At 30.6% G+C, this 12,270-nt stretch carries 21 protein-coding genes; all 21 read right to left on the reverse strand.

Features of this window, described 5'->3' with window-relative positions; translation table 11 throughout:
* Positions 1-14: 14 nt before the first annotated feature.
* A complete protein-coding gene (locus tag ACRDDY_RS03735) occupies positions 15-488 on the reverse strand; it encodes a hypothetical protein (protein WP_438563628.1) in 474 nt (157 codons plus the stop codon).
* Positions 460-927: a hypothetical protein gene (locus ACRDDY_RS03740; RefSeq protein ID WP_438563629.1), complete on the reverse strand. Its 468-nt coding sequence runs from the start codon at positions 925-927 to the stop codon at positions 460-462. The genes ACRDDY_RS03735 and ACRDDY_RS03740 overlap by 29 nt, the downstream gene beginning before the upstream one ends.
* A 13-nt stretch (positions 928-940) precedes the next feature.
* Positions 941-2,290: a CCA tRNA nucleotidyltransferase gene (locus ACRDDY_RS03745; RefSeq protein WP_438563630.1), complete on the reverse strand. Its 1,350-nt coding sequence runs from the start codon at positions 2,288-2,290 to the stop codon at positions 941-943.
* Entirely contained in the window at positions 2,290-2,613 is a 324-nt protein-coding gene (locus ACRDDY_RS03750) for a hypothetical protein (protein ID WP_438563631.1), read from the reverse strand. Before ACRDDY_RS03750 ends, ACRDDY_RS03745 begins: the two co-directional genes overlap by 1 nt.
* Positions 2,614-2,702: 89 nt before the next feature.
* Complete coding sequence (locus tag ACRDDY_RS03755; protein WP_438563740.1) at positions 2,703-2,924, reverse strand: hypothetical protein; 222 nt, start codon at positions 2,922-2,924, stop codon at positions 2,703-2,705.
* A complete protein-coding gene (locus ACRDDY_RS03760; RefSeq protein ID WP_438563632.1) occupies positions 2,905-3,432 on the reverse strand; it encodes a dUTP diphosphatase in 528 nt (175 codons plus the stop codon). The genes ACRDDY_RS03755 and ACRDDY_RS03760 overlap by 20 nt, the downstream gene beginning before the upstream one ends.
* A gap of 26 nt (positions 3,433-3,458) precedes the next feature.
* Positions 3,459-4,307, reverse strand: coding sequence for a hypothetical protein (locus ACRDDY_RS03765; RefSeq protein ID WP_438563633.1), 849 nt, complete (start codon positions 4,305-4,307; stop codon positions 3,459-3,461).
* Positions 4,308-4,865 (reverse strand): hypothetical protein, encoded by a 558-nt coding sequence (locus ACRDDY_RS03770; protein ID WP_438563634.1) that lies wholly within the window; start codon positions 4,863-4,865, stop codon positions 4,308-4,310.
* A 9-nt stretch (positions 4,866-4,874) separates the two neighbouring features.
* A complete protein-coding gene (locus tag ACRDDY_RS03775; RefSeq protein WP_438563635.1) occupies positions 4,875-5,270 on the reverse strand; it encodes a hypothetical protein in 396 nt (131 codons plus the stop codon).
* A 113-nt stretch (positions 5,271-5,383) separates the two neighbouring features.
* Positions 5,384-5,731, reverse strand: coding sequence for a hypothetical protein (locus ACRDDY_RS03780; RefSeq protein WP_438563636.1), 348 nt, complete (start codon positions 5,729-5,731; stop codon positions 5,384-5,386).
* Positions 5,718-5,954: a hypothetical protein gene (locus ACRDDY_RS03785; RefSeq protein ID WP_438563637.1), complete on the reverse strand. Its 237-nt coding sequence runs from the start codon at positions 5,952-5,954 to the stop codon at positions 5,718-5,720. The genes ACRDDY_RS03780 and ACRDDY_RS03785 overlap by 14 nt, the downstream gene beginning before the upstream one ends.
* The gene (locus tag ACRDDY_RS03790; protein ID WP_438563638.1) at positions 5,932-6,480 is read right to left on the reverse strand and encodes a hypothetical protein; all 549 of its coding nucleotides are present in this window, start codon (positions 6,478-6,480) and stop codon (positions 5,932-5,934) included. The genes ACRDDY_RS03785 and ACRDDY_RS03790 overlap by 23 nt, the downstream gene beginning before the upstream one ends.
* Before the next feature lie 331 nt (positions 6,481-6,811).
* The gene (locus tag ACRDDY_RS03795) at positions 6,812-7,216 is read right to left on the reverse strand and encodes a hypothetical protein (protein WP_438563639.1); all 405 of its coding nucleotides are present in this window, start codon (positions 7,214-7,216) and stop codon (positions 6,812-6,814) included.
* Positions 7,217-7,228: 12 nt separating this feature from the next.
* The gene (locus tag ACRDDY_RS03800; protein WP_438563640.1) at positions 7,229-8,095 is read right to left on the reverse strand and encodes a hypothetical protein; all 867 of its coding nucleotides are present in this window, start codon (positions 8,093-8,095) and stop codon (positions 7,229-7,231) included.
* Positions 8,095-8,457 (reverse strand): hypothetical protein, encoded by a 363-nt coding sequence (locus ACRDDY_RS03805; protein WP_438563641.1) that lies wholly within the window; start codon positions 8,455-8,457, stop codon positions 8,095-8,097. The genes ACRDDY_RS03800 and ACRDDY_RS03805 overlap by 1 nt, the downstream gene beginning before the upstream one ends.
* A 63-nt stretch (positions 8,458-8,520) precedes the next feature.
* Positions 8,521-8,793 carry a hypothetical protein gene (locus ACRDDY_RS03810; protein ID WP_438563642.1) on the reverse strand — a complete coding sequence of 91 codons (273 nt, stop codon included), beginning with the start codon at positions 8,791-8,793 and terminating at the stop codon, positions 8,521-8,523.
* Complete coding sequence (locus tag ACRDDY_RS03815) at positions 8,793-9,482, reverse strand: hypothetical protein (RefSeq protein WP_438563643.1); 690 nt, start codon at positions 9,480-9,482, stop codon at positions 8,793-8,795. Before ACRDDY_RS03815 ends, ACRDDY_RS03810 begins: the two co-directional genes overlap by 1 nt.
* Before the next feature lie 100 nt (positions 9,483-9,582).
* The gene (locus ACRDDY_RS03820) at positions 9,583-10,680 is read right to left on the reverse strand and encodes a hypothetical protein (RefSeq protein ID WP_438563644.1); all 1,098 of its coding nucleotides are present in this window, start codon (positions 10,678-10,680) and stop codon (positions 9,583-9,585) included.
* Between the two features lie 15 nt (positions 10,681-10,695).
* Positions 10,696-11,220, reverse strand: a complete 525-nt coding sequence (locus ACRDDY_RS03825) for a hypothetical protein (RefSeq protein ID WP_438563645.1) — start codon at positions 11,218-11,220, stop codon at positions 10,696-10,698.
* Positions 11,221-11,294: 74 nt separating this feature from the next.
* Complete coding sequence (locus ACRDDY_RS03830) at positions 11,295-11,720, reverse strand: hypothetical protein (RefSeq protein WP_438563646.1); 426 nt, start codon at positions 11,718-11,720, stop codon at positions 11,295-11,297.
* Between the two features lie 2 nt (positions 11,721-11,722).
* Positions 11,723-12,253 carry a hypothetical protein gene (locus tag ACRDDY_RS03835; protein ID WP_438563647.1) on the reverse strand — a complete coding sequence of 177 codons (531 nt, stop codon included), beginning with the start codon at positions 12,251-12,253 and terminating at the stop codon, positions 11,723-11,725.
* Positions 12,254-12,270: the final 17 nt, after the last annotated feature.

Raw genomic sequence — 12,270 nt, forward strand, 5'->3', positions numbered from 1 at the left:
TCATTTTCACACTCCTATTGATATCTTGCTTTTATTAATATATTTCCAATATACTCTTGAGATTTTGTATCTGAAGGTACATCTAAGGATATTTTAATTGGTTCTGCTGAAACAAAATCATCTGAGTCTAATCTCATAGTATGTGTTTGGTAATTTTCGACCACAGCAGTGATTGAGCTGACACCATCAACACCTTTCATTTCTAGTTCACCATTTTCACCTATTCCCATAAATCCTATTGCAACAGTTTCTCCTACATTTCCCTTTATAGAATATTTACCTTTTCTGTCGTACGAACTTCCTTTGGCTATATTTCCAAAGTTTACATGCTCATCAATTCTAACAGTTAATGTGTCTAAAACTCTCGCTCTAACATTCATCGTTTCTTCCACATTTGCTAATGTTGTTACAGATAGTAACGCTCCAAGTAGTAATAATTTTTTAATTTTAACCAACTCTTTATAATTCAAATTTAAATATAATATCATACACAAACTTTCCTTTGAGATTAATAACTGTAATGCCATATTCATTTAGATAAAATTTATTATTATCTTTATCTCTAAGCGCACCTTTTATCCATTTTACAACATCACGATTTGTCATATCCCAAATTCCAGTCCCATACATTTCTTGCCACACTAAATCTACTCCACCATTATTATCTGACTCTAAAATAGACTCAACCATTCCAATTGTATCTTTATGTAAATTGATTACTTTTTTAGCTCCTTCTCTAGATATTTCATGATGTCTTACTGCACAAACTTCTTTAATTCTATCTTCTTCATTTTTACCGTCTACATAGATTACGTAACCCTTGTATTCATCAGTAATCAAATTATAGTTTGTATAAACCCTAATGTCATCTCCATGTGTAAGCTTTGCATATCCTAACATGTCAATTCTTCTTTGGAATAATTTCATTAAACCACTCTCCTTATATATATTTTTCTAAGATTTCTCTTTTATTAAACTCAGCACCATTTTCCAATACCAATTCATGCAACTCTTTTAATTTATCACCTATTTCTTTTCCGACATAACCTTTTGCCATCAAATCATTTCCATTTATTTTTAAGTCAGTTATTTTCAAACAAGGCTCTTCTTTTGTTATTTCATGGAAAATTATTTTCATATTATCTAATGGCTTGAAATTATAAGGTGGCATAGATGCTATAATATCTGCCTCCATTAAAGAAAATAATAATTGCATATTATCAATTCCAACATTATTCACTAATTTTCTCATAGCCTTTGGAGTTTGTCTATGAGATTTATTCATATGATTTGCAACTAATTTACATACTATATCAATAGTCTTGTTGTCAAATTTCAACTCTCTAAGAAGTTGCTCTGTAATTTCAGTACCAACTTTATCATGGTTATAAAAATGACCCTCGTGCTTTTCATCTATTGTAAAACACTGTGGCTTTCCTATATCATGAAATAAAGCTGATAATCTTAACTCCAAAATAGGTTGGCAACATTGCACAGAATAGAACATATGTCCAATCAAATCTCTGTTGTGATGTTTATTTAGTTGGTTAATTTTATACTCTTTTATGTTAGGTATAATAAATTCCATTAACCCTAGTTCAGTCAAAGAGTCTAAACCTATCATAACTTTATCAGATAATAATATTTTTATAAATTCGTCTCTAATTCTTTCTTTGGATAGATTTGAAATTAATTCCTTATTTTCAGTTACAAAATTCTTAACTTCATAATATTCTCTAGTTGAAGGTGTAATGCCTTTTTGAGATAAAAACCTAACATATCTAAATGCTCTTAATGGGTCTTCTTTTATTCTCTCACTAGCTTCTCCAACAAATCTAATTGAGTTTGTTAATAAGTCCGAAATCCACTCTTCACAAACTGTTATTAAATTCTCACCATCATAAGCTACTGCATTGAAGGTAAAATCCCTTCTAGTTAGGTCGTCAGATAATTTAGATGTAAATTCTACTTCTTGCTCACGTCTATCTTGAGACACGCCAATATCTCTTCTAAACTTCGCGATTTCATAGTGGATACCATCTATTTTTATCTGAATAATACCAAAAGATTTTCCTATTTCTTTAGGAGAATAATCTTTAAATATTTCTAATAATTTGTCATATTCTATGTCAGTAGTGAAATCATAGTCCTTTGGCTCTATTCCTAGAAAATGATTTCGTATTGCTCCACCAACTACAAATCCTTGTCCGTATTGTTGTAATGTTTTTAATACAAACTCTACATCTTTTGGCAAGTCTATTTTATATTTTCTCTCAACTACCTCTTTCATTATTCCTCCTTTAATAATTCACTTATTCTTAACATAGTATCATATTTTACTTTTCTATGATTGTTCCAAAGTTTTAAAGCTGTTGAGTGACAAAATTCTCTTTCTTCTTGTTCTTTTAATTTTTCATAAGAATAACATCTTACGTTACCATTTTTATCTCCAACATCGCCACTTCTTTCAAACCCATCTATTTCAAACTCATATATAGCCGTTCCACATTGAACTTCAAAATATCTTCTTTTTAACTTTGTTACAACTCCATCTCTTTTAATTCTATTTAAATTAGATATTACCACTACCTCTAAACCTTCTTTTATAACCATATTTCTCCTCCTTTTAAGTTTCTAAAATAAGTATAACACATATTTTAAATACTGTCAAGAATTTCTTTTTAAAAATAAAAAAGAAGAGATTATCTCTCTTCTTCAATTAAGTCGCATAAGTACGACCTTTCTTCATCTGAAATATGTTTGTCTAGAAAATCTCCTATTGAATTATCTTTTATATCATAATTTTTAAGCACAGATAAAAGGCTGATTTTATCATCGTTTTTTATGTATTCTTTAATGAATTTAGCCATTTTTCTACTAGAAATCGTCTTTACTTTATCCATCTTACTTACCAGAAGCTCCAAATCCTTCAGTACCTCTGTTTGACTCAGATAACTTATCAACAAACTCTATTGACTCTGGTTTAAATTTAACAACTTCATTAAAAGCTATTTGACCAATTCTATCTCCTCTTTTAATTACCACTGCATCAACTCCATCATTTACCATAATGATATTACATTCCCCAATATATTCATTGTCGATAGTGCCTAGCTTAACATTTGAATTTTCTTTTAAAGACATACCACTTCTTCCTCTTGCTTGTGCTTCTAAAACCTTATAATAACTTCCACAATCAATTGGTTTTGGTAATTCTAAATATACACCAGTATGAATCATCACAGTTTCTTGTGGTTTTATAATAAATTTTTCTCCTTCTTCTAAACTTGCACCTGCTTCAACTTCATGTTTGTGCTCATCATAATTATAAACCACCCTTGAATATCCTACTGCACACACGTCATAACACGAATCAAATTCCTTATTTGTTTTGAATACTCCACCATTTGTTAATTTAACTTTTAATTTCACTAATAATCATCTCCTATATATTTTTTTTATCTTATTAATTCGTAATAATTACATACATTGTCTAATAAATTTACTACTGTGGAAATTCCGATTGCTCCAATTTTATTAGAGTAGAACACATTTGTCGTACCATTAACTTCTAATTCTGTATCTAACTTTCCATTTTCATCAAATACAATTCCCACATTCAAAACATATACTATCTTATTGTTTGATAAATCATATTCACACACAGTTCCTTTAACTCCACTTGCTAATATTACTATGTCAGCTTGTTTTAACGCTGAAAACTTCATAGTTTTATCGCTTACAGAATTTAAACCTGTTACAGTTGCACCTTCATTTGTAGCCATAATTATAAATGGTTTTCCAACCAACTTACCTCTTGAGCCAACTACAACTATGTTTTTACCCCTCAAGTCTAAATTTAAGCCATCTTCGGATTTAATATAATTCAATATTCCTTTTGGAGTACATGGTGCAAAAGTATAATCTCCATCACACACTTCTGATAAATTGAAAAATCCATCCATGTCTAACTCTTTGTGATGCTTCATGATTTTCATATAATATTCTTCAAACTCTTTTCTTGAAGGCAATTGAAATATCATAGGAATATTATTAGCTATTGAGTCTGTAATCCAAAATTTTAATTGTTCAATTGTGGCAACTTTTATAACCTCAACTTTAATTCCACAATCAGTTCCATGTGTAACTTTTGACTTTAAATAACTTTGACACTCTGGGAATTGGTCGTCAGTTATTATCCTTAATACAACTTCTTTTATACCTTTTTCAATCTGAATTTTCTTTATTCTATCAGCTATTTTCTGCTTTCTTTTAGCGTGATATGGTTTCATATCTAATACTGGCATTTATTCTCCTCCTATGTTATCTAGATAAAAATTGCCTTTGCAATTCCTAAACTCATGAGATGTTTGTTTGTAATCTATGACCACCATGTTCGACAACTGTTCGTCTATAACGTTTTTATTATCCGTATATTTTCTAACAAACTTAAATATATCTTCCTCGTTTCCAATCATAACCAAAGAACGCATAGCCAATACACTTCTCAGATAATTATACGATACATACAGCTCTCCTTCGTGTTCTTTTACAAACTTTTTATCCTCGTGTGGTACATATTTATTATTAACCTTTTTCAAAACTCCTCTTTGAAACAAAAATTGCTTCATACCAGATTTGTCTAGGTACAAAAATTCTTTTTGAACTCTGCAAAAATCACTCAAATTTAAAAATTGTTCATCTATTCTTCTTATATTATTAGCATCTTTTAATTTGTTTTTTATTGTCAGATTCTCATTTTCTAAAATTTCAATTTTTCTTTGAAAATATTCTCTAACTTTGTTTTCAGCTAACAAAACTTCTGCTTCTATTATTTTAGATATTGTGTTTAACGACTCCTTCATTTCTCCTCCTTAAAAATCAAACGGGTCTACTCCATTTGCAGTATCTTTTTCTATACTCCAATAGTGCTGTTTAACCTTTTCTCTAGGGTTTCCTTTATAGTCCCAGAAAAACTCTTTTATTTCTTGTAGCACTTTAAACGACTTTTCATCTCCAAATTCTGAATCTGGATGTAAAATCTTTGCAACTTGCTTATAAGTCTTTTCTCTCATATCTGCAATGGTTATACTTTTCTCCATTACAACAATCTTTTTTTCATAACTATTAACAAAAGAAAGCATTTCTTTCTTAGATATATTTTCAGAAAATTCTTCTCCATCTATATTATATTTTAATCTGCTGATTCTCGTTATCAAAAGTCCTTTTATTTCGATAGACTCACCAATTTCCATTTTTATATCTAACATTCCACGCCTCCTTTGTCTGTTTTACATTAAAAGTATATCACACATTTTAAACTATGTCAAGCATTATTTGTAAAAATAAATAAAAAAGAGAAGAAATTAATCTTCTCTCAAATTTACTCTACTATTTCAACTTCATTCTCTTGTTCTATTTCTTCTCTGCACAGCTCTGCTACCATATCAATCACACCATAATGGTTTGCTACTTGCAACATCGCTGACACAAACTCTTGTTTTCCATTTCCACTTTGCACATTTTTACTAACATCTTCGTACAGCTTAGATAGGTACTCAACTAAATCTTCTTTACTTGCTAACAAAGTTGCTTTGTCATCAATTAATTTCGACTTATTTAGTTGTGACAAGATTGCTGTTATCATATGCTGACTATGCTCTCTTATATACAACTCCTCTAATTTCTTCTCTTTCATTTGCGACTTTCTTAAATTTTTAGATTTTCTCATTACTTTCTCCTTGTGTATTTATATTTTCTCTAACAAATATGTTAGCATTTTCAACATTAATTAATTCTAATATTACTTTTGCAACTCTATCTTCTGTGAAAACCAACGATTCATTTTTATCTTCGTTCCATGTGCACTTCACACCTTCTCCATCAACAGAAAACTTTTTTAACGAGTACATTTTTCCATCATCAAATCTCTTATTTATTACTAAGTTTTTCAATTCTCCTTACCTCCATTTCCACTTTTCTTTGCTTCCATTTTTTATAAGTTGAAGCTCCTTTTGTAGAGTTCCAAAATATTTTATAAATCTTCCAATCTAAATCTCCTTCGACCTTAACTTTGGTGAGCCAATTACTATGATATCTTATTTTTGACATGTATATAATATACGTTACATACGCACTATGTTTGCCACTTTTATAATCTATTTTACACCCAAGTTGGTCTTCGAAGTATTCAACTAATTCTTTTGAAACTTTCATAGCCCAAACAACAGTTTGTTTTTCGTATTGAAATTGACTTATGGCATGTTTATTCTTTTTGTAATTATCTAAACCGTAATTAGATTCTATACTCGCTGTATGCTCTAATAATGCTTTCATGTCAATCTCATAAATCTTCCCTTTATATTGTATTTCATGTTGCTGTGGGACTATGTCAAACAATTTATCTAGGCTGTTGTCTATATCTTGACTCGCACATACTAAATTGCTTAACACAATTAAACAGAACAATATTTGTTTCATAAACCACCTCTTTATTATGAAAAGACTCTAAGGAGCGAACAAAGAGTCTTTTCTGAAAATTAAGTTGAGCTTTTAAAAGATAATTTCTTATTATTTATGTATTTTAATTCCTCTACATATTGTTATTATATGTAGGTCTAAATAATCGTACTCTTATCTTTGTCAAGGCTCGTTTGTATCCGACTGTGATATTTGTGTTATCGTAAGATTCTTTAATTATATAGTGAAAAAGAACTACTTGTCGTTTACAAAATAAGTATACCACATATTCAAAAGTGTGTCAACAATTATTTTAAATAAATTAAAAAAGAGAGCCGAAACTCTCTTTAAATTAAATCTCTCTACCTTTTTTGATTTCAATATGTGGTTTGTCCCAACCCCAATCAAATCCAAATTCTATATCGTTTGGATATAATTCGTTTGCCACAGTTTTTATTTTAGAGATTATATCGCCAAAATATTTCTCTGACCAATCATACTGTCCATTTACATATGGTACAATATCTACAGCTCTCACTATTCCATTTGAATCTGGTAGGTGTTTTGAGTTCATAGTTTTAGATGTGCCTTTTGCCACATATTCCTTTTGCTTTTCTATAGTACGTTTTGCCTCAAACACTCCCCAGTCATGATTAAACTCATATCTTCTTATAGTTTCACATATTATATGAACTAATCTATAGTCCACCCCACTTGATAAATTTTTCTTACTTCTGTTTCCTAATTTAACTTTCATAATTTCACTTCCTTATATTTTTACAAAATACTCTTTTCCAGCAGGTTTTACAATAGTAATTATAGTTCCTGTTAACATTCTACCTTCAAAGTTAACATATCCACCCATATTCCCTTCAACATGCTTTAATAACAACGGATTTGTACCTATTTTAGAGCCAGATTTGTCTATGAATTGAATGTACATAGGACTCCCAGCACCAATGTCCATATTTTCTCCAGTATACATTATGTGAAAAACCATATTATCTAGCACATGAGAGCCTAGAATCTCATGAAATCCGTCAATTGGCAAGAAATTGTCTACTGTGAAAAACGCATCAGTTGGAACTATTTTATCCATTTTAAAGATGTACTGTGCTCTCTTTTGTAGTAAGTCATACCCATTCATTATACTGAAATCTATCCAGTTTGGAGAGGCAGGGTCTATTTCTGTGTCTGAATTTCCTAGGTCGCAATACCATGTTCCTTTTTCATTTTTATAAAGATTACCCTCTCTTTTTTCTAATCCGCTTATAAAGTTTTGAATTAACCATAAATCCGTAAACATAGGTCTCATTAAATCAACCTCTTCTTTTATAGCTACTACATCAGCTCCAGCACCTCCACCTTCTGTAGTTGACCCTAATACTGAATCTGTTACTATTAAAACTGAATCCCCGTATACATTTCTAGCAAAAACTTTTGTAGTCGGCTTTTTAAACTTTATATTCTCAAACGCCGTAATAGGCATACCTCTATCTGAGTCTAAAATTGTATCTCCAAAGAATACTTCTGCATATTCTCCATTCTTACACACTGAAAATATTGTAATATTATCTCCAGTTGGCATTGGTATTTCCTTCCATATCTTATTTATATTTTCCGTAGTTATAGCCATTATTTACACCCCTGTATTATAGTATTTGAAATTATTAAAGAACCACTTTCGCTTGTGCATCTAACAAACAATCTTTCTCCACTCTTTAATTCGAAAGATTCCTTATTAAAAGGTGATACATAAATCCTATTCATAAAACTTTGATTCTCTGCGTTCTTAGTTAGCTCTTCGTATGCAATATTAGTTGTATCTGTTGTTTCATCCCTTACAACCTTTATTCCAATTAAAACTTTTTGTATTAAGTCGTCTGTTCCTATAAAAATCATAGCCTTAGCTGTTGGTTTTATAATTGGACAAAGAGTTAGTTTTGAAGGAGCGTTTGTTATCTCAACCCAATCTTCATTTATTTTATATTCTTTCATTATTCACCTCTATTTTTATTTTAAAATAGCACAAAACCCTCTATCTCTAGAGGGTGATATCTATTATTTTTTACGATAATTTTCTGTGTCAAACTCCATTAACCATTGTTCACAACCTACTCTTCTTGCAAAAGCTTTTGTCTCAGCTCCTGTTATTTCATCATTTTCATCTCTCACTTCTACTTCTAATAAAACTAACTCACATTCGTATTTATCTTTAGTCGTAGCTAAAAAGTTCTTTTCTAGTTTGTCAAACTCATTTATCACAATTGCTGACCTAGATTTAACATTTCCAATTACAACTCTTCTATTTTTCTCATCTATATAAAAATCCATTAAATCACCTCTTTTATTATATTTTCAAAATATTTTAATTCGATTTCTGACATCGGAGTGTTTTTTGTAAAACAGTTTATTTTATCAACTATTATAGTACGTCTAATCCTTAATAGTGTCTCAATATCTTTATACACACCATAATAACCTCCAAAAGCCCATAGTCTATACCCATTTTTATTTAATTTTGGGGATACATTCAACACTAAGTTGGCTATAAAATTATTTACTTTTGGGTGTATAAATACACAAGTTGAAGGAGAATATACCTTGTTCTTAACCTTATATTGTAGAATATCTTTATCTAAATCATAACCTTCAATTACATTGGCGTAATACCACACTGCAAAATTCTGAAAATTTAACCACTCCTCACACACTGTTGTGTTTATATAAGATGGATTTTTCTCATGATATCTAGATGAATAACACCGCTTTAACATACCATACCATTTCAAATATGCAAATTTGTCTTTTTTGTGGGTGTAATTACCTACTCCTATAAAACCCATGTTAAGTATAGACTTAGCTAGTTCATCTTTGATACATTTGTTTTTTATCGAAGAGCTATTTACCCTTTTTATATTTCCAGTGTTTATAAATTTCACAACCCTATGTCTCCCTAATTTCTCTAATACAACTATACTTGAACCTTCAGATATACTGAAGACCTCTCCGACCTCATACATAACACATTTCCTCCATTTATTTTATTTATATCACACTATTTGTTAATTAAATTATATTACAAATAGTGTGATTAGTCAATGTTTTTTATTAAAAAAAATATTAAGGCAAAAAACACACTCTAGCACCGATAGACGAGCCAGAATTCGAAGCGACAAAATCCAGATTCAAGCAGAAAGCACCCGCACGAGAAGCATGATGCCAAAGCGCACCGAAACGGCAAATGTTTGTCTGACTACGTCTGTGTGACCAAAAATAATCTGTATAATTTTTAGTTCCCGAGCTTCCAAGCAAATTAGGTATATTGTAAACACTTGCACCTTTTTCAATCGTTTTAAAATAACCTTCCACAAGCTCATTCGAATTAGCTCCCATTAAAGGTGTCGCAGGGTAGTGAGTATGCTCTGATAAAATTCCCATTTTATTAGGCTTGTTTGTGATATAATACCCATCATCCTTAACAAAGAATCCGTCAGCAAAACTCCATATATTTCCATAGAAGTCTTCTATTCCGAATAAACTTATTTGATTTCCATCTACGCCTAAATATCCACTTCTATTTCCAAGTTCCATGGTAGTTCCAACAGTAGCAGATTCACTTTTATTAGTCCATCCATTTCCAATTATCTTCTGTGAATCTAAATCTTGAAACGCTATTTTATATAAAAACTGCACCATAGAAATAACTCCAAAGGTTTCTATGTTCCATCTACTATCTCTACCTTGTCTAGCTGAATCTCTAAACGCTGAAATAGTTTTATTTACAGTAGGTTTTTGTCCAACTATACTTCTTAATTGACCACCTAACTCTACTCCTTTAAACGCTCCATATAAAACATAAGGTCTTACACTTCCATCCTCTCTTAAGAAACATGGGAAAACTTCTGCACCTGTTTCTGGACTAACTGGTTTAACTGGAACTTCTGTAAATATCGAATCTTCTAGTACATCTCCATTCCAAGTTCTTTTATAATAAAAAGCAGGGAAGTGTACCATGATATCATGTCTTGTTTCATCATATACCCAAGGTGCTCCTTCTTTGGTTAATGTGGAATCATCTTCTCCTAACCACATTAATATCTCTGCTGTATCTTTATCAACAACAACTCTTCCGATTTTATTGAATGGGAAAATTCTCTTTTCTCTAAAATCGTTTTTGTAAGATTGACCAATGTCTGGTCTAAAAGGTGTTATTTTCACTATATCACATCTCCTTTATTTAGATAAGTTGTTGTAGTATTTTTCGTACTCAACATACAACTCTCTGTAATTATTTTTTATGTATTCTTTGTTTATACCTTGTAGTGTAAATATTACAAATAAATTTGCCATTAATTCTTTTTCTATAAGAGTGTCTCCCTCTTTGTGAGAGTGAGGATATTTTACTTTCCATCTAGTCGATGTTGTTATAAAATCTTGTAACTCTGTATTTTCATTTGTAGGGATTATTTTAGGTGGAATAGGATATTCTACTTGTAACAATCTTACTAATTTGTCATGTGGAACTAAATGAAAGTCATGAAGTACGTGTCCATACTCATGTAGAAATATTGACACATCTCCTAAATTTTTTAAAAACATAGTATTTCCTACTAATGAACTTCCAGCAGAATTAAATCTAATTCTTATCTCTTGAAGTCCCCATTTTCTAAACTTTCTATTTTCTTCTTGCTTTTTAGTGTATCTTGTAGTACAACCACTCATAAATACCAATATTAGCACTAAAATTGCTTTTTTCATTTTCACCTACCTCTGAAAACCCCCAATTAGAGAGGGTTTTCAAAATCAATTTTGACGATAAAATCGTTATTTTATTAATACCCTATCGCTAACCAACTAGAAGTTCCACTAAACGAAGAAGCACTGACTGTTGTTATATATTGCCATGTTAAAGGGTCTGTATTTAAAGTACCCAGTGTTTCATATCCATAAGTTACAATTGTAAATCCTGTTTCATTTGGATTGTACGCTCCAGACTTCGTTTTATAGATTGGGTCTGCATTTGTTACATGTCCATCTACGAAAACATGAGGTTTGGAAGAAAATGCTATTTGAAATGGAACTCTACCACTTCCACTTGTTGTGTTCCATTGTATAATTAAACCCGTCTTCTTGTCTTTAAACCACCCTGCACCTTTTTCATTTGTGATTGTAGGAAGTATATTTTGTATAGATAAAATATCAGTTTTATTTAAGTCTACTTGTTTAGCTATGTCTGGTATACTTGGTAAATTAGGCATAATTACACCTCCTTATTATCATATCTAAACATAACTTCTGGTCTTTGAACTTGTGGTGCTATGCTTCTTTTTAAAACAACAGCTTCGCTTGGCTTTATTGATTTAATATACATCTTAACTTCTTCCATCTCTACTTCTGTTACACCCAAATCTAATCTAAAATCTTCCTCTATTTCTAACGCTATTCTTTTCTCAGAATTAAAAAATGATTTCTTTTCATTCGCTGTTCTCTGAGCAATAATCACTTCTTTTTCTTCTAAAGTGTACCTCTCAACTTTGACAAACTCTCCATTCACAAAGTCTACTTTTTTATCCCACTCGCAAGAATTCATCATATTTAAAATATTTTGATGCTCTGCTGAATTTATATCTTTTAACACAACCCATTCTGAGAAAACTGTATTCAATCTATTGTCCCCCATTGGAGTAAAAGTTATATTTCCTTCTGTAGTTTTTAACGCAGTGTAAGATATAGTATTTTCTGAACTTACTACTTCCCCACTTACCAAACCTTTAATTGCATTTAAATCCATTTTGTCACCTCTTTTTA

It is taken from the genome of Clostridium sp. (assembly GCF_051656525.1).
Lineage (GTDB): Bacteria > Bacillota > Clostridia > Clostridiales > Clostridiaceae > Clostridium.

Bases quoted from the DNA above. Each gene is read 5' to 3' on its own strand.
- ACRDDY_RS03735 (WP_438563628.1), bottom strand. From the start codon at position 488: ATGATATTATATTTAAATTTGAATTATAAAGAGTTGGTTAAAATTAAA.
- ACRDDY_RS03740 (WP_438563629.1), bottom strand. From the start codon at position 927: ATGAAATTATTCCAAAGAAGAATTGACATGTTAGGATATGCAAAGCTT.
- ACRDDY_RS03745 (WP_438563630.1), bottom strand. From the start codon at position 2,290: ATGAAAGAGGTAGTTGAGAGAAAATATAAAATAGACTTGCCAAAAGAT.
- ACRDDY_RS03750 (WP_438563631.1), bottom strand. From the start codon at position 2,613: ATGGTTATAAAAGAAGGTTTAGAGGTAGTGGTAATATCTAATTTAAAT.
- ACRDDY_RS03765 (WP_438563633.1), bottom strand. From the start codon at position 4,307: ATGCCAGTATTAGATATGAAACCATATCACGCTAAAAGAAAGCAGAAA.
- ACRDDY_RS03770 (WP_438563634.1), bottom strand. From the start codon at position 4,865: ATGAAGGAGTCGTTAAACACAATATCTAAAATAATAGAAGCAGAAGTT.
- ACRDDY_RS03775 (WP_438563635.1), bottom strand. From the start codon at position 5,270: ATGTTAGATATAAAAATGGAAATTGGTGAGTCTATCGAAATAAAAGGA.
- ACRDDY_RS03780 (WP_438563636.1), bottom strand. From the start codon at position 5,731: ATGAGAAAATCTAAAAATTTAAGAAAGTCGCAAATGAAAGAGAAGAAA.
- ACRDDY_RS03790 (WP_438563638.1), bottom strand. From the start codon at position 6,480: ATGAAACAAATATTGTTCTGTTTAATTGTGTTAAGCAATTTAGTATGT.
- ACRDDY_RS03795 (WP_438563639.1), bottom strand. From the start codon at position 7,216: ATGAAAGTTAAATTAGGAAACAGAAGTAAGAAAAATTTATCAAGTGGG.
- ACRDDY_RS03800 (WP_438563640.1), bottom strand. From the start codon at position 8,095: ATGGCTATAACTACGGAAAATATAAATAAGATATGGAAGGAAATACCA.
- ACRDDY_RS03805 (WP_438563641.1), bottom strand. From the start codon at position 8,457: ATGAAAGAATATAAAATAAATGAAGATTGGGTTGAGATAACAAACGCT.
- ACRDDY_RS03810 (WP_438563642.1), bottom strand. From the start codon at position 8,793: ATGGATTTTTATATAGATGAGAAAAATAGAAGAGTTGTAATTGGAAAT.
- ACRDDY_RS03815 (WP_438563643.1), bottom strand. From the start codon at position 9,482: ATGTATGAGGTCGGAGAGGTCTTCAGTATATCTGAAGGTTCAAGTATA.
- ACRDDY_RS03825 (WP_438563645.1), bottom strand. From the start codon at position 11,220: ATGAAAAAAGCAATTTTAGTGCTAATATTGGTATTTATGAGTGGTTGT.
- ACRDDY_RS03830 (WP_438563646.1), bottom strand. From the start codon at position 11,720: ATGCCTAATTTACCAAGTATACCAGACATAGCTAAACAAGTAGACTTA.
- ACRDDY_RS03835 (WP_438563647.1), bottom strand. From the start codon at position 12,253: ATGGATTTAAATGCAATTAAAGGTTTGGTAAGTGGGGAAGTAGTAAGT.